The sequence below is a fragment of the Photobacterium sp. GB-72 genome (assembly GCF_003026095.1).
Lineage (GTDB): Bacteria > Pseudomonadota > Gammaproteobacteria > Enterobacterales > Vibrionaceae > Photobacterium.
On record NZ_PYNV01000011.1, the window covers coordinates 134,896 to 155,804 of the forward strand.

Below are 20,909 nucleotides of genomic sequence, written 5' to 3' on the forward strand. Positions count from 1 at the left end.
ATGGGGAAAGATAATCAGCTTAAAAGCGGCATTTTTCAGGGATGGGTTAGGCATCGACGCTTTACACCAGTGGATCATAGATTCACATATTCTATGTTTATGCCCCATATCCACTTAAATGAATTAGATCAGTTGGATAAACAAGTAAAAGGCTTTGGATTATCACTGTTTAATTTCGCTCGATTTCGACGTGATGATTACGTAAAAGGTGATCCTGATTTAGCACAAGCTGTAAAAGATAAGGTCTATGCGCTAACAGGTAAAATGATTGATGGCAATGTCACTATGCTATGTCACTTACGTTATTGCGGATTGTATTTCAGCCCACTTAATTTGTATTACCTCCATGATGATGAAGGTCAATGGCAATATATGTTAGCTGAAGTCAGTAATACACCTTGGAACGAACGTCATTACTATGCGATACCGGCCCCGCAATATTGGCAGGGGCGTGAATATAGTCATGATAAGGCGTTTCATGTTTCACCTTTTAACCCTATACATCAACAGTATCATTGGCGATTAACAGAGCCTGATAGCAATTTGCTGGTTAACTTGGCTGTGAGTCGATACAAAGATTGCATCTCTCCGAGCAGGTATTCGGGTGATTCGAAAAATAGCCATCAAAAAGTATTTGATGCCACCATGCAGATGCGTAAGCAAAACTTCACATCTGCAATACTTATCAAGCAATTACTGCTTACACCGATTATGACAATAAAGGTTGTTATAGGTATTTATTGGCAAGCGCTTAAATTATTTATTAAAGGCGTACCAATTTATGATCACCCAAATAACACACCGTATGAAAAAGTAAATAAACACAAGATTAAACGAGGGAATGACAATGCTTAGAAGCGACGTACAACAATCATCATCAGTTAATGTATCAGCCTCTGATCATGCATCTCGGCATATTTTATTTAAAGTATTAAAACACCTTTCTAATGCGGGCTTAAGTGTATCTGATTCAACGGAAGGCACCGTCTTCTTTGGTGACAAACAAGCACCGCTACAAGCGAGTATTAATGTCCATAACCCGCTTTTTTATAAACGCTTACTGACGGATGGCAGTATTGGTGCAGGTGAAGCGTATATGGAAGGCTGGTGGGATTCACCAAACTTAACCAATGTAGTACGGGTTTTGGCTAAGAACCTGACAACGTTAGATAAGCTTGAAGCAAAAGTGGGGTGGATGAGTCGAATCTCCGAACAGATTGGGCACTTGCTGCGTAAAAATACGATTAAGAATGCGCGCAAAAACATATCAGCACATTACGATCTTGGTAACGATCTTTATCGTCACTTTCTTGATCCTAATATGCTTTATTCTTCGGCTATTTACCTCAATAAAAATGACACGTTGGATCAAGCACAATGGAATAAGATGGATCGTTTGTGTCAGAAATTAAAATTGACTGAAGACGATCATTTACTAGAAATTGGTACTGGATGGGGCGGTATGGCGATTCATGCAGCGAAATACTACGGCTGCCGTGTTACCACTACTACGATCTCTGAGCAACAATATTTATGGGCAAAAGAGCGAGTTGAAAAAGAAGGTCTATCTAATCGTATCACCTTACTTATGGACGACTACCGCGATTTAACGGGGCAATACGATAAGTTAGTATCGGTTGAAATGATAGAAGCAGTCGGTAAGCAATACCTTAAAACCTATATTGAAAAGTGTCAGTCATTATTAAAACCAACTGGCTTAATGGCGATTCAAGCAATCACAATTGCCGATCAACGTTATGATAGTTACAGCCGCGGCGTTGATTTTATTCAAAAACACATATTCCCTGGCGGTTTCTTACCTTCAATTACCGTATTGCTTGAAAATCTAACACAGCACAGTGATTTCGTGATGCGAGATATCAAAGATATTGGCTTAGATTATGCGAAAACGCTTGAGGATTGGCATCAGCAGTTTAATGAGAATGCCGTAGCATTAGAAAAATATGGCTACGACGAAAGATTTATGAGGATGTGGCGTTTTTACTTTGCTTATTGCGAGGGGGGGTTCTTAGAGCGCACCATTAGTACTATTCAATTTGTCGCAAGTCGCCCGCAATGGAGAGAGTAAAACCATTGGCAAACAAACTAAAAGTGTTATTGGCTGGCATGGTGTTTAACTTCTATTGGTTACTCGCTGTGTGGGGGCAATATCGTTTTACTTATATCTTGGTTTTCATACTAATAGCTACATGGTTTATGGAATCTAAGGCGTGGCGTTTCTCTGTATTAGCATCGATACCCGGCATAGTGATTGATTCAATGCTCAGACATTGGCAGGTGTTTGATTTTCCAATACCGAATCGAACGCCACTTTTCTTTAATGTGGAGAGTATTGGGTTAATACCACTTTGGCTGATATTGCTTTGGTTGGGTTTCACAACTTTTGTTTGGGTTCTACGCACATCAATTAGTAGCTTTGCTACACATTGGTTGCTGGTGGCTGGCAGTTTTGGCGGTGCATTGAGTTATTGGTCTGGAATGAAATTAGGTGCGGTAATTTGGCAGCTAGAAACATTAGATACATTCTTTGTGCTAATAGTGATCTGGTTGGCTCTATCGGCGTATCTTTTATGGTTACTGCGTATTTTACATAAAGATCCAAATAATCCGACCGCACAGGAGCAATAAATGCGAACACTCGTTATCTTTTTGGGTTTATTGATATGCTCTAATGTTGCTAAAGCAGAAGCGGATTATAGCAATAAAGCGATTCAAAATAACGCTACTCTACAGTTACAGACCCTTAGTGATAAATACCCATGGTATCAGTGGAAAATAGTGGGTGAAGCAACACTTGAGTGGGGAATATGGGATATTTATCACTCAGAGCTAAAAACGCCAACAGGACGATATAAGGGGACGCAAGATGATTTAGCTTTAATTATTCTTTATCTACGTAATATCGATAAAGATGCCTTGTTGGATGCGACTGAAGAACAATGGCAACATTTAGGTTATAGCAGCCAACAGATAACACCGTGGCTAAAAACGTTATCAACCATATGGCCAGACGTTAAAAAGGGAGATAGATTAACTTTCGTTCTCCGTAATGGTGAAGGGCAGTTTTATCAACAAAGTAAACCACTAGGGAAAGTCTTATCACCATCGCTATCACAAAGCTTTATTGCTATTTGGTTATCACCAAAGACATCGTATCCGGAATTACGTCAGCAGTTAATTGGAAAATAGCGAGCATAAATTCTCTTACTCTGCATGTTAATCATTCAAAGTGAGACTATGGAATAAGGTCATGGCATGAAAAAAATAACCTCAATATTATTAGCATTAATGTTGCTTTTAACAGGGTGTACAGCGTCTATTTCTGATTATAAATCTTCACAACCCAAGTTTGATTTATTTGGTTACTTTGCTGGTAAAACAACGGCATGGGGAATGCTGCAAGATTATAAAGGTAAACAAACACGCCGATTTACGGTTGATATAGTAGGTACAGTAAAAAAGGATACATTAACCCTTGTCGAAGACTTTGTATTTGATGATGGTGAAACCCAACAGCGTATTTGGACGATAAAAAAACAAGCAGATGGACGATATACCGGAACGGCGGGTGATGTTATTGGTGAAGCACAAGGAGTTGAGGTCGGTAATGCATTGCAATGGCAATATACCTTAGCGATTCCCGTAGATGATACAGTTTATAATATTACATTTAATGACTGGATGTATCGCCAAGATGAAAAGCACATGTTCAATGTTGCAACCATGACCAAATTTGGCTTTGAAGTAGGTAAAGTGACGTTGTTTTTCCAAAAAAGATGATTAATTTAAATATGTAATACCATATTTTCTCTATCTATTTATTACGCAATAATAAGCCAGTTTGATTGACTGGCTTTTTTGATCGAATTATCACGTGATAAAGATACTATGTTATACGGTTACTATTATAGTGAGCTTTGTTTCTAATTTTTAGTCAATGAGTTTATAAATCATGAATTATAAATAGTAATTTAAAAGACATAATCAAATAACGGATTTAGGAAAATAATAATGCTTAAAAAATGGAATGAAAAATGGTTCAAACGTTGGAGCATACGGCGTGAAAAAGGGCAGTTGCATTATGTTCTTTCTCAAACAGCAATTTATGTTTTTTTCTTAATAATTGGTTTGTTTTTACAAACGTTACTTTTTTCTAATCAATCTAAATGGGATGTGTTTTTACCGAATACAGCAAAATACGCACTGTTTTGGTCTGTCATGGGCTTAATAGTAAATTACTTTGGATGGATATTTGCTGAAATTCGATATCAAAATGTGATAAAGAAAAAGAAAGAAGAAAACGGTAACCATTAAATACGAGAGATCGTTCTCTTCTAGCACATCTTTAATCAAAAGATTAAAAGCCTACATCTAAACAGGCTTTGATTTAACTAAACTCGATGCTGGTTATCAGCCAAAACCACGCGACATTGCAACGATACGTTTTAATACCCAACGGATAAGCAAAGGTGTGCGGTTATCTTTCTCATCGCGAGTATATTTAACGATTGCCAATGCCATATCGGGTTTCGCTGTTTTTCTTAGTACCTTATGAATGATCTTACGCATTGGTATTTTAGTATCAGTGATATTCGCTAAGTCACGAAACAAAGGTTCATAGCCATTTTTATATAAGAAATGTTCAATGTCTTTTGCTGGCAATACTGTCAAGCGTTCACGCTCGGGATCATCGCCAAGCATATTACGGACTTTCTCTGCATATTTCTTACCCGCTAGATCACCATCAGCCACTAAATGCCATTCAATACCGAGTATCTTTGCCAACTTGATCAATGGCTTTAATCCACTTTGCGCAAACTCAATAATTTGAATCCCTTCTGCGGCAAGGTTATAACCATTTAGGTGTGCCATTTCATTAAATAACCATACTTCCGTTTCCCCTTCAACTAACAGCCATACTCTTGCAAAGAAAGCACTCGGGCGATGCATGCGTACGTGAAAAGTGACTTTACGGGTATCATCTTTACTCAACTCCCCATTATCTACACCATATACTTCCGTTTTATATGGCTGACGTATCAACTTCTTGATCGCGGTTAACGGCGCAGAAGTTAAAAGCTCAGGGCTGTTGGTCGTTAAGATCTTTTGCATCGGCATATTTTGAATAAACGCCCATGCTTGATGGAGCATGATCGGATGCAAACGACCTTCTGGATCCTCTAAGATCATAATAGGTCGTGAAATGCGTTTTAACTCGACAGGACCCCTTGCACGAATATATTCATTCAATAACCCCATTAACAATAAACGCGCTTGCTTTGTCATGTGGGGCTGAATCAATTGATCAAACGGATTTGCATATAAACCATGTGTATTGGTTTGTTGTAATGAAGAGTAGTGTGGCGATAATGCTTTACTACGCTGGTGGGGCGCAAAGGCAAAGTAGTGATCAACTAACGATCGTAACGTAGTAATACTACTTTTAATTTCTGCTGTACTGACGTGACCGGGCTGTGTCATTAACCGTCGACAGGTATTATCTAAACGTTTTTGTACGCGAAGCTCTTGCGGCGTTTGCGTTAATGGCTGCTCATTATTACCGTCATGACGTTCTTCGTGAAGACGTCTCGAATCACGAATACGAACAATAGGGTGAAGCACCATTAGCTGTCGAATCAACTTATCCGTATCAGGATGTGAAATGCCATGACCAGTTGAATGTAAAAATTGTCTATTAGTAATGATCTTATCGTTTTCAATATGGCTGTGAATTTGATAATAAAAATGCTTTATACCGTCTTTTTCTGAGAGAAAAGGCTGAAACCCACGGTAGCGACGGGCATTATGTTCACCTTTATAATCTTCATTCCAATGTAAAACAATCTGAATTTCTGTCGCTCGCTCATTACCTAACGCATGATCGATATGGAAATCGGAAAAGTTAAACTCGTAAAACTCAGCATCTGGAGACAATGCTAAACAAAGCGCATCGAGCAAAGAGGATTTACCCCACGCATTTTCACCAATTAGGACGGTTAACTCTTTAAAAGACAAGGATAAACGCTTAATACCACGGAAACCGGATATTTCAATTCTTTCTAAATGCATAAAACTCTACAAACCTCGTTTATTCCTGTATACGATATAGTAAATCAATCGTTGACTCGCAAGAACTGATCACATATTCATAGCATGATATGCTTTAAATAGTTATATGATTTCAAACAAATAATAATAGAAGGAAGAGTTAGATGGCTAAGATAATTCACTCAATGATCCGTGTGTTAGATCTTGACGCTTCATTAAAGTTTTACAAAGAAGCATTAGATTTAGAGATTGCTGAGCGTTTAGATTTTGAAGGGTTTAGTCTGGTTTACTTACGCAACAATGAAAATGATATGGAGCTTGAGCTGACTTGGAATGAGGGAACGGAAGAACCGTATACCCATGGTACGGGTTATGGTCATATTGCTGTCGCTGTGGATGATTTAGAAGCTGAACATGCAAAATTAACGGATTGTGGTTATGCGCCTTTAGAGATTAAAGAGTTTTTCCGTGAGGGGACGTTATTAGCGAAGTTTTTCTTTGTACAAGATCCGGATGGTTACAAAATTGAGTTTTTACAACGCCATGCTCGTTATCAGTAACATTTTAGCAAAGATGATTTAATGGATAGTAAGATGATAAATAGCAATTAGTCTTACTATTCATTAAATGATCATCATGAATCATGCTATATTGATATTTATCACAGTTATTTTGTCTTATAGTGAAATCGTTTAGGCTAAATAGGTGACTTAAACTAAACATATCTCTCATTCATATGAGTCCTTCAGGGAGAGACGTAATTTTTTATGACAAAGAATAATAAAAAAGCAAAGATTACATTTGCTCATATCAATGATACGCATTCAAATTTTGAACCATCATCTATATCACTGAATTTACCTGAACACGTTTTAGATACTGAATCCTCGGTTTATGCCAGTTGTGGTGGTTTTTCTCGTATTTCATCGGCAGTAAGTGAATTAAAAGCTGAAGCCTATTTGAATCAACGTGAATTCATGTTTTTACACGCAGGTGATTGTTTCCAAGGCACGTTATATTTCTCATTATATAAAGGTATGGCTAATGCTGTACTACTAAATGCGATTGGTATTGAAGCGATGGCATTGGGAAATCATGAACTTGATATGGGTAACGACTGTGTCGCTGATTTTCTTGATCATACGCATTTCCCGTTACTGGCTGGTAATTGGGATCTGTCACAAGAAGTTCAAACCAAGTCTAATCCGCTGCGAGATAAAGCCAATGTTTACGGTTATGACAATAGCACTGCAACCGCTAAATATATTGTAAAAGATGTGCATGGTGAGCCTGTTGCGATTTTTGGTGTAGCGATCGAAAATATGGCCGGCATTGCGAACCCAGATCCCGATACTCACTTTATGAATGTCGAGACGGTTGCGCGTAATACTGTTCAGTATCTACATAAGCAGGGTATCAATAAGATTGTTGTGTTAAGCCATCTAGGCTATGACCACGATATTGAGCTTGCTCAAGCTGTTGATGGAATAGGCGTCATTATTGGTGGCCATACTCACACCATGCAAGGTGATTTCACCAACGTTGGTTACGGTAAAACTGATCAATACGCACACACTGTTAATAATACCTGTGTTGTACAAGCGGGTTGTAATGCATTGGCGGTAGGACATATAACATTAGAGTTTGCTGAAGACGGAACAATTGAGCAGGCGTTTGGTGCTAATCAACTATTATTAGGTCGTCAATTTACGGTAGATGCAAGCCGCACCGAGCATTTAGAAAGTGATGATCATGAAATCGTTCGTCATTTTTTAAGCCAGCAAGATAACATTCGTTTTGTAGTGAAAGATCCTATCATTGAAAATATACTCAATGAGCACTATCGCCCTGCGGTACGTGCACTGCAAACTGAAGAAATTGCTGTTATTAATGAGCCGCTTCGTCATATTCGTATTCCTGATCAACGAGGTCCAAGTCAAATTGCTCCTTGGGTGGTTGAAAGTTTCGTCTGGAAAGCCCGTGAGCTAGGTCATAACGTCGATTTTGGTATTCATAACGCTGGTGGCGTTAGGTGCTCATTAAATCCAGGTATTATTACACCAGCAGATATCGCAGGGAAATTACTACCTTTTGCTATTGGTATTATGATTTATAGCGTTAAAGGTAAACGTATTCGTCAAGCGCTTGAAGGAGCGATTGATAATGCGATTAGTAACGGTGTAGATGGGACTGGTGATGGAAGTTTTCCCTATGTAGCAGATCTTCGTTACACCTATCGTTGTTGTGCTGTGAAAGGTACACGCATTGAGTTATTAGAGCATTTACAAGACGGTAAGTGGATACCTGTTGAAGATGATAAAGTTTATAGTTCCGTTTCATCGGGCTATACCGCAACAGGTAAAGAAGGCTATGCGCCATTATTAGATTACGTTAAAGAGCCTATGCCGCTTAACGTTACAATGGCTGATGCTTTTGAAGCTTATGCAAAACAGAAAAAATACTTTGATGTACCAGTAGATAATAATACGGTTTATATTCCCTGTACTGGTAATCAAGATGTCGCCTAAATACTAGGTAAACTCATCGATAGAAACAAAGCTTAAGCCGACTAACAATTTACCGTTAGTCGGCTTTCTTTTTATCGACAAATGAATCTTGGTTTTCAAACTTAGTCTTGGCGATGAGTTTAAGAAGAACAGGTAATGTATAAGTCGGAATTTGAATCGCTGCCATCAGTGCTAAATATTCAAATCCTAAATAACTGCTTGCTATGGTGTAGGTAAGTAATACATTACGATTAGTTGCAGTAATGGCATACAGCGTTTTGGCTTGTTGATTTTTCTTATAATAGGTTAAGTAAGTGATACCGAAAAATAATCCGCAAAGTAAACAGCCTAGCAGTAAATAGCTCATCCCTTCGTGTAATGAACGTTCAAACATTTCCCTCAAAGGAGCGACAAGTCCAAGTGGAAAAGTAAAAATTAGCAGAACGGTTAACTTAGATATTCTGTGATGAATTTTCTGTAATAGTGTTGGGTTTATCATTTTGTAGCAAAGCGCAGAAATAGCCATTGGTCCAATAATGAATATCGTTAGTCGTTGTATATATTGGATAAAATCCAAAGTTACTGTGTCACTTTGAAGTAACGTAAGGTTAAAAAATAATATGATTGGCATCATTAATGTTGAGGCAATCGTTAATGCCATCGCATGCAATACATCAAAGCCTAAGGTTTTCGCTATGGCAGGGGTCGCAAATAATGTACCTGTCGCCGTTACCGCCGTTATAGCGATAAATAGTGGCGTTGAAATGTTAAAGATATATAGCAATACAGCGGCGAATAAAGTGAGCCCTAGGCTATGGAAAAGCGCATAAGACCAAACACTTTTAGATAACAACTTGCGGATAAGTAACTCTTGTTTAATTCCTAATAAAGTAAAAAGCATCAGGAAAAACAAGATATACGGTAAAGCAGGGAAGACAATACGACTAATACTTGGAAAGCTAAAACCGACGATACCTGCAAACATCAATAAAATAGCAGAATATTTATTAAGAAAAAAAAGCATAAGTTAAAAATCCTTTTGTTAACTTATTGTTATCATTGTTTTTGTTTAAATACAAAAAAAGATTCTATTTGAAACAAAAAACTAAACATTTAGTAATGTAATCGTTCTTAATAGTCTTTTGTGCTTTAGGGTAATAATCGTTAGTAATCAAGTGTTAACACATAAGAAAAACTAATGCTATGAAAGAAATATTGTCATTTATAGGTTATGTAAACAGACGATAAACTACTCGTGTTTATTGAATTTAATACCTTTTTCAGGGGCAATCATGGCACATACATTTGATGTGGACGCAGCTACAACGTTACATCTTCAGGATAAAAAAAGTTACGAAGTAACGATCAAAGGATTGATTGCACACCTATTTGATATTGTATTTAACCGATCAAAAAAGTCAGTCGCTTACAGTATTGAAGATATCCCAGTTCATTTACAGAAAGATATTGGCATCTATCGATAACATTTTGTATTGAGATTTTTAAAGTCGGCATGATTGCCGGCTTTTTTTTGCTTAAAATTCCGCTATAACCGCCTAAAAATAGTGGGTACTATTTGGCTTTAGTTAAAGTAAAATATTCATTGCTAAAAATAAAAATATTATTAAATGATTTAGTCGTAGGAGTATAAAAATGGGCTTTTTTTCAAAGCTATTTGGTTCTAAAAAATCAGAGGTTACCACTCAGGAAGTTGAGCCAACTCTTTATAATGGTTACTTAATTTATCCTGAGCCGAAGCAAGAAGGAGGGCAATTTAGAATCGCTGGAAGAATTTGTAAAGAGATCGACGGAGAATTAAATACACACCACTTTATTCGTTCAGATTTACTCAGCTCTCGTCATGATGCGGAAACATTTATGATTAAAAAAGCAGAAATGTTTATTAAACAAATGGGCGATAAAATGTTCAAATAAAAGCTGTAGTAATATTCAACAAATTTCATTGCAATTGTAATGGTATAAAAGTATCTTTTTAAACATTAAAAATGAATTTTACATTATATCATTATCCTATTGTGAATATTCATATGACAAAATTATCAGTTAAGCATATTTAAAGTTGGTTGTTTTTTAAAACAATAAGTTGATTAGGTTAAATATTGTTTATTGAGTATATAGCTGACAATTATCGTTTTAGAGTCAAAAGCAGATAGAAAGTGTGATTCAGTCATTATTTTTAAATGTACTATTATGGATGCTAGAAATATAAATGTAGTTTAATTTCAGTAGTATAATGACAGTCACTAGGGTTTTTGACTTGTAGATATGGGGATTTTTGTATTTTTACTACAAAAAGCTTGATGTTGCTTGCTGGGTTGGATACAAAATGATTATGTTTTAGCCAATGTACAGGGAATAATAATGCAGATTGGTGTACCGAGAGAGGTACTCGCTCATGAGACGCGAGTAGCTGCAACACCTAAAACGGTCGAGCAGATATTGAAAATGGGGTTCAGCGTTGTTGTTGAACAAGGAGCTGGACGTTTAGCAAGCTTTGATGACGCTGCTTATGAAGCGGCAGGGGCAACGGTTGTCTCAACTGATGAAGTATGGCAATCGGATCTTATTTTTAAAGTCAATGCACCGCAGGTTAATCCTGTAACAGGTGTAGATGAATTTGAGCTCATCAAAGAGGGTGCAAGCTTAGTTAGTTTTATTTGGCCTGCTCAAAATCCTGAATTATTAGAAAAACTATCGTCTAAAAATATTAATATTATGGCGATGGATTCTGTACCGCGTATTTCACGTGCACAGGCGCTTGATGCCTTAAGCTCAATGGCAAATATCGCAGGTTACCGTGCTGTTGTTGAAGCCGCTCATGAGTTTGGTCGATTCTTTACTGGTCAAATTACCGCTGCAGGTAAAGTGCCTGCAGCGAAGGTCCTCGTTGCTGGTGCTGGTGTTGCAGGTCTTGCCGCTATTGGTGCTGCTGGTAGCCTTGGTGCGATTGTTCGTTCTTTTGATGTTCGTCCTGAAGTTAAAGAACAAGTTGAATCAATGGGCGCTGAATTCCTAGAAGTTGATTATAAAGAAGATACTTCAACGGGAGATGGCTACGCTAAAGAAATGTCTGATGAATTCAATAAAGCGGCTGAGCGTTTATACGCAGAGCAAGCGAAAGATGTCGATATCATCATTACTACCGCACTTATCCCTGGGCGCCCAGCACCAAAATTGATCACCAAAGAAATGGTAGATTCAATGAAATCAGGCAGTGTTATTGTCGATCTTGCTGCTGCGAATGGCGGTAACTGTGCATACACTGAAGCAGATAAAGTTGTTACGACACCAAATGGTGTAAAAGTTATCGGCTATACAGATATGGTTGGTCGCTTACCAACACAGTCTTCTCAGCTCTACGGAACAAACCTTGTTAACTTACTTAAACTGCTTTGCAAAGAGAAAGACGGTAATATTGATATCAATTTTGATGATGAAGTATTACGCGGTCTAACGGTTGTTAAAGCGGGTGAACTAACATGGCCTGCGCCACCAATTAAAGTTTCTGCGGCAGCTCAACAGCCAAAAGCGGCGGCTAAAGTTGAACCTAAAGTTGAAGAGCCTGCATCACCGGTTAAGAAATTTGGCTTAATGGGCGCGGGGATTGCGCTATTTGCTTGGATTGCTAATTATGCTCCAGCAGAGTTTTTAACGCACTTCACTGTATTCGTCCTTGCATGTGTCGTTGGATACTACGTGGTTTGGAATGTATCCCACTCTTTACATACTCCTTTAATGTCAGTAACTAACGCTATCTCGGGTATCATTATTGTTGGTGCTTTGCTCCAAATCGGGCAGGGAAATGGGGTGGTATCCTTCCTCGCGTTTATTGCTGTTCTCATCGCTAGTATTAATATCTTTGGTGGCTTTACGGTGACCAAGAGAATGCTAGAAATGTTCCGTAAAGATAAATAAGGAGTAACACATGTCTGCAGGAATCGTACAAGCAGCTTACCTTGTTGCTGCCGTACTGTTTATCATGTCTTTAGCGGGACTGTCTAAGCAAGAAACAGCACGAAACGGTAATTACTTTGGTATTGCTGGTATGGCAATCGCTCTGATTGCTACTATCTTTGGTCCTCACACTGAAGGCACAGTTTGGATTATCCTTGCGATGATCATTGGTGGTGCAATTGGTATTTTCTATGCTAAAAAAGTAGAAATGACAGAGATGCCAGAGCTTGTTGCTATGTTACACAGCTTTGTAGGTATGGCTGCGGTATTAGTAGGTTTTAATACTTACTTAGATCACGGTGACCTTACAGGTGTAATGTTAAACATTCACTTGGTTGAAATTTTCCTTGGCGTATTTATCGGTGCCGTAACTTTTACCGGTTCGTTAGTTGCATTTGCTAAGTTACGCGGATTAGTTTCATCATCAGCACTAATGCTTCCTCACCGTCACAAATTAAACCTGTTAGCGCTTGTTGTTTCAGCACTATTGCTAGTTTGGTTTGTACAGTCAGAAGGTTCATTAACGGCGCTAATCTTAGTAACACTTATTGCGTTTGTATTTGGTTACCACCTTGTTGCTTCAATTGGTGGCGCTGATATGCCAGTGGTTGTATCCATGCTTAACTCTTATTCTGGTTGGGCTGCAGCAGCGGCGGGTTTCATGTTAGCAAACGACCTTCTAATCGTAACAGGTGCATTAGTAGGCTCTTCTGGTGCTATCCTTTCTTACATTATGTGTAAGGCGATGAACCGTTCATTTATTAGTGTTATCGCTGGCGGTTTTGGTTCGGATGGTACAGCAGCAAGCTCTGATGAAGAATACGGCGAACACCGTGAAGCTTCAGCAGAAGAAGTGGCTGAAATGCTAAAAGATGCACGCTCAGTTATCATTACTCCAGGATACGGCATGGCGGTTGCTCAAGCGCAATATCCTGTTCACGAGATCACAGATAAGTTACGTGCAAAAGGCATTGATGTTCGATTTGGTATTCATCCTGTTGCTGGTCGTCTACCTGGACACATGAACGTGCTATTAGCTGAAGCAAAAGTGCCTTATGACATCGTGTTAGAAATGGATGAGATCAATGATGATTTCCCACAAACTGATGTTGTACTTGTTATTGGTGCAAACGACACTGTTAACCCTGCCGCGATGGAGGATCCTAACAGTCCAATCGCTGGTATGCCTGTACTTGAAGTCTGGAATGCCAAAGAAGTGGTTGTGTTTAAGCGTTCAATGAGTACTGGTTATGCTGGGGTTCAAAACCCATTATTCTTTAAAGATAATAGCCATATGTTGTTCGGCGATGCGAAAACAAGTTGTTCTAAAATATTAGAGCACCTTTAGTGGATTTGTGTTGTATTGCACACTGCAATTGATAATAAAACCCACCTAGTGTGGGTTTTCTTGTTTCTGGGGCATGTTGGTATAGTTTGATAGCTGTAGAAGAGTTGCACCCATGGGAGATTGACCAAGAATAATCACCGTAAACTAATACTCTTCACTCTAACAAAAAAACCACGTTCCTATCTGGTTCGTGGTTTTTTAATTTAAAAGCCATTCTAGACCTTTGTTGATTGGTCTTCCTGTTAATAATGAATTTCTTATACGCTTCCTACGGTGCTCATACATGCGTCTACTAGCTGAGTTTGCTAGTAGATAGGGGGATTGTTCTAAAACAGTTTGTATGTGTTTTGGTGAACGTTGATAAGTATTCTTGAAAGCTTGAAGATCATGATCAAGATTTGATTGTGTGAGGTCAGCAATAATTGTCATTTTCATATCCTTTAAAAATCCCAGTTTTGCAGCTTGAAAACTGGTTAATTCCACTTCTTTACTTAGGTATTTAAGGAAACAACCTTTCACGTTCCTTAAATAAATAATTAAGCAAGGAGTATGCAATGAGTAGAGTAGTGGTGGGAAGACCAACGATATACCCACAATCACCAAAGATAGGTAAAAATCCCGAAAAAGTTATTCTGGTAAGAGGTAAAAACCGAGAGCTAGAAAACCACGTAAGCTACAACAGATCATAAAATAATAAAACTAAATACATATGAGTAAGAAATGTTTTTACTTAGATAAATTATACAAGGAAAGTACTATGCTTATTTTGACACGTCGAGCTGGCGAAACTATTAAAATCGGTGACGAAATCTCAGTTACTGTACTGAGTGTTAAAGGGAATCAAATGCGTATAGGCGTTGATGCACCAACGGATATTTCAGTACATCGAGAAGAGATTTACCATAAAATTGACAAACAAGAATAATTAAAACCCAGTCGATATGACTGGGTTTTTTGTCTTTAAGCATGATAGTTATAATTTCGTATGTATGAAGAGTATTGTCTATAAGCGTTAATAGTAGTTATATAATACTCTTATTTCTTTTTGGATAATAATAAAGTTCGTTGAATTTGTTAAACTGCAAGCTTGCTTGCTATCTATACAATTCAAGAAAAGGTTTACTACATTGATACAATAGTTATTACTTCAATAGCAATTTATACGTAAACTCTTTTCAATATAGAACTATAAAGAATCAAAACTACGTAGTAGTTTTTCACTTGAAGCTTTGATTAAAAATAGTGTTCAAGATCTAGACAGCTAAATTATCTATTTTAACCACATCGGCAAGTCGTCGTTCCTCCTCCTTGCTTGTCGAGGTGCAAGCACCTCTCCAGTTTCTATTTTTAGTCTTGCGTCCTTTTTAAATTAATAAATTATTTCATCTTATAATATAGCTGAAATGATTATTGATAATATCTATATATGTCAGTAAATACTTGGCTTGTGTGATTGTTTGCAACTTTACAAGGACGCAAATTGGGACGCAAAGATTATGTTTTGCGTCCTTTTTGTGTGTGTTTTGCGTCCTTGTTGTTGGGGGCGCAAAACTTAATTCCTACATCTATGGTATCCAGATGCATAAATACTATTGAGGGCAGCATAGGAACTGCTCTTGAACTTGATAGTAAAAAGGGAACTCTAGTAAGAGTTCCCTTTTTTATTATCCCAGTCCGTAATACTTTTTAATTGCTTCTGTGATAACAGTTGTGGCTACGCCTACAGCCACTTTACTTGAGCCTTCTCCTATTTTCTTTAAGTTATCAGCCATCCATGATTTCGCTCTCTGACCCAACGGTTCTTCTTTTGATGTTGGTTCTTCATTTTCGACAATTTTTGCAAGTTCTTCAGCATCTTCGCTAGAGAAACCTAATTCTTTGATCTCGCTCGTCAATGCATCGAGGTTACCTTGAAAATGGTTAATACCTATCTTAGCGTTATTTCCAGCTGATATGTTATAAACCGTTTTATATACTATACGGCTTACTTCACTATCATTTGCTCGATCACTATCTTTAGGTTCGATAGTGATGCTTGCTGCTGAAGGTATTGCTTTCTCTAGCTCAATCGTGAAGTTTAGAATACGACTTTTTACTTCATTTTGGATCTGAACACATGAAGTACGTGCAAACGAACCTGATATATTATTACAAGCATAATCAGGGTAGACCTTGCCTTGTAGATACATAATATAGTTGGAATAATCCATGTTAATCATGCCATTACCTGTATTATCGGCATGTTTAACCAAATCATCAATTGTACCTATACCATCATCTACAATTCGTGTAGAAGCTCCTTTACCTACAAATTTTTCGATAAGATATGTTGGTATTGCTGCATTCGTTATTGAACTACCAAACCCACCATTAAATGTACCAGTAAATGAAACAACTACCTTTCTATAATCAGGAACATCCACGTCTTTTGGGTAGCCAGAAAATTCATATGAAATCCAATCTCCCAATAGATCGCTGTTTAATCGAGCAGCAAGTAATCGTAACTTAAGCAACACAGAACTTAAGTTTGGGGAATCCGAAATGACTGAAGTTTGAATGTCTCTAAGTAAGCTCACTGATATAACCTTTTATAGTTGTAAAAATCCATTGACGTTAAAAAATTAAATTATACATATAACATTAAAAATGTTTATTGATTCGTTCAAAACACACAATTTTGAGATGATTTTAAAAATGTTTTTAGGATAAATCTTAATGTGTAAAAAAATGAGCGAATATCTAAATTAAAGGTCGCGAAATATTACTGTGAGCAGCATAGGAACTGTTCTGTAATTGATAGTAAATAGGGAAGTCTTAGTTATGTTTTAAAGGTAAACATACTGTTATTAGCCGTTGTCGTTAACTAGATAATCCAACCAAATATAAAATTAACGAGACTCTAGTTAAGTTAATGATCGCTGAAAAAATAAAAACATAAATATTAGCTAGATAGCTTAAAAGACTATTTACATTAAAAAATGGTTCGAATCCTAACGAACCTAATATCCGAAGGAAAATAAACAATGAAAACTATCAAGTTCAAAACAGAAGTATCACTTAACATCAATAACGAATATCGTATTACTATTAATAGTCAGAAAGTTGATTATATTCAGTTTCCAACAAAGAAAGCTTTGATTGCTTTCTCAAAGGCAAACACTAATACCCCTGAAATGAAACGTGTTTATAGTCGGTTAAGACACCGTAATACATTGAAGTATTACAAAGGTGAATATGACATGTTCATTCTTGTAACAAGTGGGGTTCATAAAGGTTCGTTTGCTTGTGTTAATTCAATGGAAGGTCTAATGACCCGTTTAACAGATGGTAAGTTTACTATGACTCGTGGAAACAAAGGTAATAATGTAGAAGGGTTTGGTGAAACTTTCGATAAAGTTCGTTGGACTATTAACAAGAACTATGAAAACTTCACTAAACAATCAGTTGAAGGTAAAGGAAAGCTTAACCACTTCAACCAAGCTAAAAAGATGCATGAAGGCTCTTGGAAAGTACGTTTGGCGCAATTTTTAGCGACTATATCTGAAGAAGAATTAAATGAAGTAATGCTAGAACGTCAACACATCATTGAACGTAAAGATAGCAAAGCAATTTCCAACATAATTATGGAGTCAAATCAATAAACCTAGTCTGTCAGTTTATGATCCTCTATTAAGTAAATCTATCCATTGAACCATTAATTATGTGCGCTAAGTTGTTTGAAATAATGCACTTTTATGCTTCAATACGCAAGACGTTTCATTTGGAGCCTATTAAATGAGTACTGGGGTTGTTTCCTTTTTTAAATACAAAAAACTTGGATTTTATCGTTACAGAGAAGATGACTATTGTGAAGATTTAAGTATGAGTGACATGCTTGAATCTCTGCATGAATGGTTCCAAGACCGTGTCTCATTAGAAGATACTCTGTTGTGGGATGATGAAACTCCTGGTTATTCCCATAGAAAGAAAGTATATCTCAAAGCACTAGAATGTGATCCAGAGACAGGGGATTACATGATGGTTCTATGGCGAGCTATTGGTCAAGGTAATGGTGTTTACGGCATTCGTGCTGACTCGAAACTTGACGATAACCGTTTGTATAACGCTGATGATGCAGCAGAAGACGATGCAAAGGTTATCTGGGGTGAAGCAGCTTACTATTGGTTTGTTCCTAGCAAAAATGTGTTTGCGTCCATTCGCTTTCATAATTCAATTGCAGATACCTCAATGCTGAATAACTTCTTCCGTGATTTTATGTGGTTGCACAGCAACATTAAAACTAAGGTGCGTGAGGTCAAGGAGGGTAAGCAGGGCAACTACACATCTGTTTACTTTAAGTCTGATGATGATAATAACAACGAAAAATTGTGGTTCCGTTGCGAAACTAAACAATACACTAAGCTGACAACGCAAGCTGATTTAGGAAAGATTGCTAAAGATATTACACACTTTGTTAAACGTGAGGTTATTGCAGCACGAGATGTACAAGTAAATGATTGGACACGCTTTTTCAAAGGGTTACCTTTTGTTTCTGGTGAAGTGACGAAGCAGACACGTAAAATTGAAGTTAATATCGATGCAAAGCCAACTGAAGAAGAGCTGAGAAAGATCTTTGATAGCTATAACGATGAATACGATGGCGGTTTGGATGATTGGCGTAACTTGGGTTTCCGTAAAGAGGGTGTCGGTGGTATCTGCTGGCTTAACCAGTTTGTAGTCAAAAACGTGCTTGTTGTGAATGACATGGTTGGTGGTGGTGTTGATGACACTGGTCACTATACAACTAAACGATTGTTCAATGCTTTAGAACTAAAACGTGATAACCTATTGGCTGCATTTGAACAAGAAGATGTTCAAAAAGAAGAAGTTAATGGGTGATAAAAATGAAATCGCCAAGTCAGAATTTTATTGTTTGGCATATATTAGTCGTTTTGCTTGTTACGTCAGTAAGTTATTGTTTTAGAAGCGATATTAAGTTTCCTGAAATACAGGGTTTAGTATCTATTCTACAAAATACTTCAGCCATGATTTTTACTATCATGGGTTTATGGATTGCGTATGTTTACCCTAATGTGATTTTACGTATTGTCCAACCTAGTAAAGTTGTAGCGGTATTTTCTGATGAAGATGAGTTGACGGTTAAGTTGCTTGTTGGGGTTGTTGTCTTATCCGCTGCGACAATGGGATTTCTTGTACTGGGTACGTCTTTACAAGTTTTCATCGTGAAAACAAGTATGTTTGCAACATATCCAAATGTGTTTAGCTTTATTGGGCTTTGGTTCCTACTTGCACTAACCTACGTACAGTTGTTTTGTATCTACATGGTAATAGCAACAAGTGTCAATTTCGTGATGAAGCTTAAAAATGTACGACATAGTAAGGCACTATCTAAAAAGCTAGACGGAAAATAAGGAAAAGGTGACCATATGGTCACCTTTTTCATTTATTAAGGACTAAAATGAATAAACTCGAAATTGCGCCACACATGCTTTATCGTGCTGCTAAATCATACATTGAAGCAGAAGATGACTTTGATTACATCCAAGCGATTTTACTTGCTGGAGCTGCAATGTACATTTGTGAACCATTATTAAAAGAACAGGGTAAAACTACACAAACAATGGAACGTGCTAAACGAATAATTGAATTACGTGAGGCAGGAAAGGAAATGGTCTCCAATAAATTGGAAATAAAGTGGGGCGCAAATCCATTAAGTAGAGAAGAGAAAAAACAGATAATAAAAGATACTCGTCTAGTTGATAGAAGCGTATACAATTCGCTAAAACATGCAGGGTTCTTTAACGAGAAAAAAGCAAGTGAGGATCTAGATATGACGAATGTCCTAGAAGAGTATCAGAGCTTTCGAACCGCAGCAGAAGATATAATTCTTGATGCAATACAGGATTATAATAATTTAGATTTCAATGGTGAGTTTAAACCTTATAGTCTACCAAGTTATGTTCGTAAGGTATTGATTTCTGGATTTATTGGAGATGGATTCGAGTAAGTACATAAAAGGAGAGCTTTTTTAGATCACGATTAATACCTAGCACCTTAAACGTTCACTGATTCAGATAATAGATACTGAGCATACATAATTTTCTTTTATGATTCCTGATTTAAAAGATCTAGAATGATTAAAACTTGCTACTAAAAGTCAATCGACTATTCAAAAATTAATGTGTTCAAATACGACCGTATTTGAGCATAAAAACAGATAATCATTTAACCCCTTTATTTTATGCTCAAAAACCGTATTGACAATAAAGAACACAGCAAACATAATGAACACACGTTAAAGAACATATAAATGATTATAGGGTTCAAAATGACTAATCGTGTTTATGGCTATGGGCGTGTTTCAACAGATGATCAAACAACAGAACAACAATTAATGGTTATGTGTAATGCAGGCTATCCAGTAGAAGTTCACCGTTTTATCACTGACAAGATTTCAGGTGGTGTACGTGCTATGGAACGTCCAAACTTTAAAAACTTAGTTGATAACAAGTTAGAAAAAGGCGATACGCTAGTCATTGCTAAATTAGACCGTTTAGGGCGTGACAACATAGATGTACAACAGGTTGTTACGATGTTAGATCAAATGGAAGTCAAAACAGTTATTCTAGATTTACCAGTTCAAGATCTATCAAGTGCGCAAGGTAAATTGATGTTACAAATGTTTGGAGCCTTTGCGGAGTTTGAGAAAAATCGAATTAGTGAGCGTACAAAAGAAGCACTAGCAAAGAAAAAACATAACGGAGATGTGTTAGGGCGTCCAAAGCTTGAAGTTAAAGATAAAGTTCAAGAACTTAAAACAAAAGGTTTAAGCCAGAATAAGATTAAAGATGAATTAAAAGTATCATTGTCGACGGTTCGTCGTAATTGGAATTAAGTTGTTCAAATCACTAGTTGGCTAGCGAAAGTATATCATCAAACCTGACAGAGTAATGAAAGGTAAATAGGGGAGCCGTAATGGTTCCCCTTTTTTCTTTATAGCGAGTATGGTT

General features: G+C 37.2%; 23 protein-coding genes. 19 read left to right on the forward strand and 4 right to left on the reverse strand.

Annotation, left to right across the window (positions count from 1 at the left end; all coding sequences use genetic code 11):
• The 6 genes from C9J40_RS13595 (at position 1) to C9J40_RS13620 (ending at position 4,335) form a co-directional block, all read left to right on the forward strand.
• Positions 1–855 (forward strand): DUF1365 domain-containing protein, encoded by an 855-nt coding sequence (locus C9J40_RS13595; RefSeq protein ID WP_107207179.1) that lies wholly within the window; start codon positions 1–3, stop codon positions 853–855.
• The gene (locus tag C9J40_RS13600; RefSeq protein WP_107247207.1) at positions 848–2,089 is read left to right on the forward strand and encodes a cyclopropane-fatty-acyl-phospholipid synthase family protein; all 1,242 of its coding nucleotides are present in this window, start codon (positions 848–850) and stop codon (positions 2,087–2,089) included. The genes C9J40_RS13595 and C9J40_RS13600 overlap by 8 nt, the downstream gene beginning before the upstream one ends.
• A 5-nt stretch (positions 2,090–2,094) precedes the next feature.
• Entirely contained in the window at positions 2,095–2,649 is a 555-nt protein-coding gene (locus C9J40_RS13605; protein ID WP_233219104.1) for a DUF2878 family protein, read from the forward strand.
• Positions 2,650–3,210, forward strand: coding sequence for a chalcone isomerase family protein (locus C9J40_RS13610; protein WP_107247209.1), 561 nt, complete (start codon positions 2,650–2,652; stop codon positions 3,208–3,210).
• Positions 3,211–3,276: 66 nt separating this feature from the next.
• Entirely contained in the window at positions 3,277–3,801 is a 525-nt protein-coding gene (locus tag C9J40_RS13615) for a DUF3833 domain-containing protein (RefSeq protein WP_107207175.1), read from the forward strand.
• Positions 3,802–4,032: 231 nt separating this feature from the next.
• Positions 4,033–4,335 (forward strand): hypothetical protein, encoded by a 303-nt coding sequence (locus C9J40_RS13620; protein WP_107247210.1) that lies wholly within the window; start codon positions 4,033–4,035, stop codon positions 4,333–4,335.
• 96 nt (positions 4,336–4,431) lie between these two features.
• On the opposite strand, the gene C9J40_RS13625 is transcribed toward C9J40_RS13620, so the two are convergent.
• On the reverse strand, positions 4,432–6,090 hold the full coding sequence (locus tag C9J40_RS13625; protein WP_107207173.1) for a DUF2813 domain-containing protein: 1,659 nt from the start codon (positions 6,088–6,090) through the stop codon (positions 4,432–4,434).
• Positions 6,091–6,233: 143 nt separating this feature from the next.
• Between C9J40_RS13625 and C9J40_RS13630 the strand changes: the two genes are divergently transcribed.
• Positions 6,234–6,629 (forward strand): VOC family protein, encoded by a 396-nt coding sequence (locus C9J40_RS13630; RefSeq protein ID WP_107207172.1) that lies wholly within the window; start codon positions 6,234–6,236, stop codon positions 6,627–6,629.
• Between the two features lie 207 nt (positions 6,630–6,836).
• Complete coding sequence (locus C9J40_RS13635) at positions 6,837–8,597, forward strand: bifunctional UDP-sugar hydrolase/5'-nucleotidase (RefSeq protein WP_107247211.1); 1,761 nt, start codon at positions 6,837–6,839, stop codon at positions 8,595–8,597.
• A gap of 55 nt (positions 8,598–8,652) precedes the next feature.
• Here the strand turns inward: C9J40_RS13635 and C9J40_RS13640 are convergent, their stop codons facing one another.
• On the reverse strand, positions 8,653–9,600 hold the full coding sequence (locus C9J40_RS13640) for a hypothetical protein (protein WP_107247212.1): 948 nt from the start codon (positions 9,598–9,600) through the stop codon (positions 8,653–8,655).
• Between the two features lie 268 nt (positions 9,601–9,868).
• Here C9J40_RS13640 and C9J40_RS13645 point away from each other — a divergent pair, with 268 nt between their 5' ends.
• The 4 genes from C9J40_RS13645 to pntB all read left to right on the forward strand — a co-directional run bounded on the left by C9J40_RS13645 (position 9,869) and on the right by pntB (position 13,899).
• The gene (locus C9J40_RS13645) at positions 9,869–10,060 is read left to right on the forward strand and encodes a hypothetical protein (protein WP_107207169.1); all 192 of its coding nucleotides are present in this window, start codon (positions 9,869–9,871) and stop codon (positions 10,058–10,060) included.
• Between the two features lie 169 nt (positions 10,061–10,229).
• Positions 10,230–10,511 (forward strand): HlyU family transcriptional regulator, encoded by a 282-nt coding sequence (locus C9J40_RS13650; RefSeq protein WP_107207168.1) that lies wholly within the window; start codon positions 10,230–10,232, stop codon positions 10,509–10,511.
• A 447-nt stretch (positions 10,512–10,958) separates the two neighbouring features.
• Positions 10,959–12,512 carry a Re/Si-specific NAD(P)(+) transhydrogenase subunit alpha gene (gene pntA, locus C9J40_RS13655; RefSeq protein ID WP_107247213.1) on the forward strand — a complete coding sequence of 518 codons (1,554 nt, stop codon included), beginning with the start codon at positions 10,959–10,961 and terminating at the stop codon, positions 12,510–12,512.
• A gap of 10 nt (positions 12,513–12,522) precedes the next feature.
• The gene (gene pntB, locus C9J40_RS13660; RefSeq protein ID WP_107247214.1) at positions 12,523–13,899 is read left to right on the forward strand and encodes a Re/Si-specific NAD(P)(+) transhydrogenase subunit beta; all 1,377 of its coding nucleotides are present in this window, start codon (positions 12,523–12,525) and stop codon (positions 13,897–13,899) included.
• A gap of 198 nt (positions 13,900–14,097) precedes the next feature.
• Here pntB and C9J40_RS13665 read toward each other — a convergent pair whose 3' ends face one another.
• On the reverse strand, positions 14,098–14,382 hold the full coding sequence (locus C9J40_RS13665) for a hypothetical protein (RefSeq protein WP_146144962.1): 285 nt from the start codon (positions 14,380–14,382) through the stop codon (positions 14,098–14,100).
• Positions 14,383–14,453: 71 nt separating this feature from the next.
• Between C9J40_RS13665 and C9J40_RS22340 the strand changes: the two genes are divergently transcribed.
• Both C9J40_RS22340 and csrA read left to right on the forward strand, forming a co-directional pair.
• Positions 14,454–14,588, forward strand: coding sequence for a hypothetical protein (locus tag C9J40_RS22340; RefSeq protein WP_255418995.1), 135 nt, complete (start codon positions 14,454–14,456; stop codon positions 14,586–14,588).
• A gap of 68 nt (positions 14,589–14,656) precedes the next feature.
• Entirely contained in the window at positions 14,657–14,824 is a 168-nt protein-coding gene (gene csrA, locus C9J40_RS13670; protein ID WP_107247216.1) for a carbon storage regulator CsrA, read from the forward strand.
• A 739-nt stretch (positions 14,825–15,563) separates the two neighbouring features.
• Here csrA and C9J40_RS13675 read toward each other — a convergent pair.
• Positions 15,564–16,475, reverse strand: coding sequence for a hypothetical protein (locus C9J40_RS13675; protein ID WP_107247217.1), 912 nt, complete (start codon positions 16,473–16,475; stop codon positions 15,564–15,566).
• 447 nt (positions 16,476–16,922) lie between these two features.
• Between C9J40_RS13675 and C9J40_RS13680 the strand changes: the two genes are divergently transcribed.
• From C9J40_RS13680 to C9J40_RS13700, 5 genes are all read left to right on the forward strand, one after another.
• Positions 16,923–17,540, forward strand: a complete 618-nt coding sequence (locus C9J40_RS13680) for a hypothetical protein (protein ID WP_107247218.1) — start codon at positions 16,923–16,925, stop codon at positions 17,538–17,540.
• A 220-nt stretch (positions 17,541–17,760) separates the two neighbouring features.
• Positions 17,761–18,777 carry a hypothetical protein gene (locus C9J40_RS13685; RefSeq protein ID WP_233220323.1) on the forward strand — a complete coding sequence of 339 codons (1,017 nt, stop codon included), beginning with the start codon at positions 17,761–17,763 and terminating at the stop codon, positions 18,775–18,777.
• A gap of 5 nt (positions 18,778–18,782) precedes the next feature.
• Positions 18,783–19,310: a hypothetical protein gene (locus C9J40_RS13690; RefSeq protein ID WP_107247220.1), complete on the forward strand. Its 528-nt coding sequence runs from the start codon at positions 18,783–18,785 to the stop codon at positions 19,308–19,310.
• A gap of 47 nt (positions 19,311–19,357) precedes the next feature.
• On the forward strand, positions 19,358–19,906 hold the full coding sequence (locus C9J40_RS13695; RefSeq protein ID WP_107247221.1) for a hypothetical protein: 549 nt from the start codon (positions 19,358–19,360) through the stop codon (positions 19,904–19,906).
• Between the two features lie 321 nt (positions 19,907–20,227).
• A complete protein-coding gene (locus tag C9J40_RS13700; RefSeq protein ID WP_107247231.1) occupies positions 20,228–20,794 on the forward strand; it encodes a recombinase family protein in 567 nt (188 codons plus the stop codon).
• Positions 20,795–20,909: the final 115 nt, after the last annotated feature.

Excerpts from the sequence above, each read along its gene's own strand:
- pntA (WP_107247213.1), top strand. The coding sequence starts at position 10,959 with ATGCAGATTGGTGTACCGAGAGAGGTACTCGCTCATGAGACGCGAGTA.
- C9J40_RS13650 (WP_107207168.1), top strand. The coding sequence starts at position 10,230 with ATGGGCTTTTTTTCAAAGCTATTTGGTTCTAAAAAATCAGAGGTTACC.
- C9J40_RS13595 (WP_107207179.1), top strand. The coding sequence starts at position 1 with ATGGGGAAAGATAATCAGCTTAAAAGCGGCATTTTTCAGGGATGGGTT.
- C9J40_RS13620 (WP_107247210.1), top strand. The coding sequence starts at position 4,033 with ATGCTTAAAAAATGGAATGAAAAATGGTTCAAACGTTGGAGCATACGG.
- pntB (WP_107247214.1), top strand. The coding sequence starts at position 12,523 with ATGTCTGCAGGAATCGTACAAGCAGCTTACCTTGTTGCTGCCGTACTG.
- C9J40_RS13635 (WP_107247211.1), top strand. The coding sequence starts at position 6,837 with ATGACAAAGAATAATAAAAAAGCAAAGATTACATTTGCTCATATCAAT.
- C9J40_RS13610 (WP_107247209.1), top strand. The coding sequence starts at position 2,650 with ATGCGAACACTCGTTATCTTTTTGGGTTTATTGATATGCTCTAATGTT.
- C9J40_RS13630 (WP_107207172.1), top strand. The coding sequence starts at position 6,234 with ATGGCTAAGATAATTCACTCAATGATCCGTGTGTTAGATCTTGACGCT.
- C9J40_RS13685 (WP_233220323.1), top strand. The coding sequence starts at position 17,761 with ATGAGTGACATGCTTGAATCTCTGCATGAATGGTTCCAAGACCGTGTC.
- C9J40_RS13680 (WP_107247218.1), top strand. The coding sequence starts at position 16,923 with ATGAAAACTATCAAGTTCAAAACAGAAGTATCACTTAACATCAATAAC.
- C9J40_RS13700 (WP_107247231.1), top strand. The coding sequence starts at position 20,228 with ATGACTAATCGTGTTTATGGCTATGGGCGTGTTTCAACAGATGATCAA.
- C9J40_RS13695 (WP_107247221.1), top strand. The coding sequence starts at position 19,358 with ATGAATAAACTCGAAATTGCGCCACACATGCTTTATCGTGCTGCTAAA.
- csrA (WP_107247216.1), top strand. The coding sequence starts at position 14,657 with ATGCTTATTTTGACACGTCGAGCTGGCGAAACTATTAAAATCGGTGAC.
- C9J40_RS13615 (WP_107207175.1), top strand. The coding sequence starts at position 3,277 with ATGAAAAAAATAACCTCAATATTATTAGCATTAATGTTGCTTTTAACA.
- C9J40_RS13625 (WP_107207173.1), bottom strand. The coding sequence starts at position 6,090 with ATGCATTTAGAAAGAATTGAAATATCCGGTTTCCGTGGTATTAAGCGT.
- C9J40_RS13645 (WP_107207169.1), top strand. The coding sequence starts at position 9,869 with ATGGCACATACATTTGATGTGGACGCAGCTACAACGTTACATCTTCAG.
- C9J40_RS13690 (WP_107247220.1), top strand. The coding sequence starts at position 18,783 with ATGAAATCGCCAAGTCAGAATTTTATTGTTTGGCATATATTAGTCGTT.
- C9J40_RS22340 (WP_255418995.1), top strand. The coding sequence starts at position 14,454 with ATGAGTAGAGTAGTGGTGGGAAGACCAACGATATACCCACAATCACCA.
- C9J40_RS13640 (WP_107247212.1), bottom strand. The coding sequence starts at position 9,600 with ATGCTTTTTTTTCTTAATAAATATTCTGCTATTTTATTGATGTTTGCA.
- C9J40_RS13600 (WP_107247207.1), top strand. The coding sequence starts at position 848 with ATGCTTAGAAGCGACGTACAACAATCATCATCAGTTAATGTATCAGCC.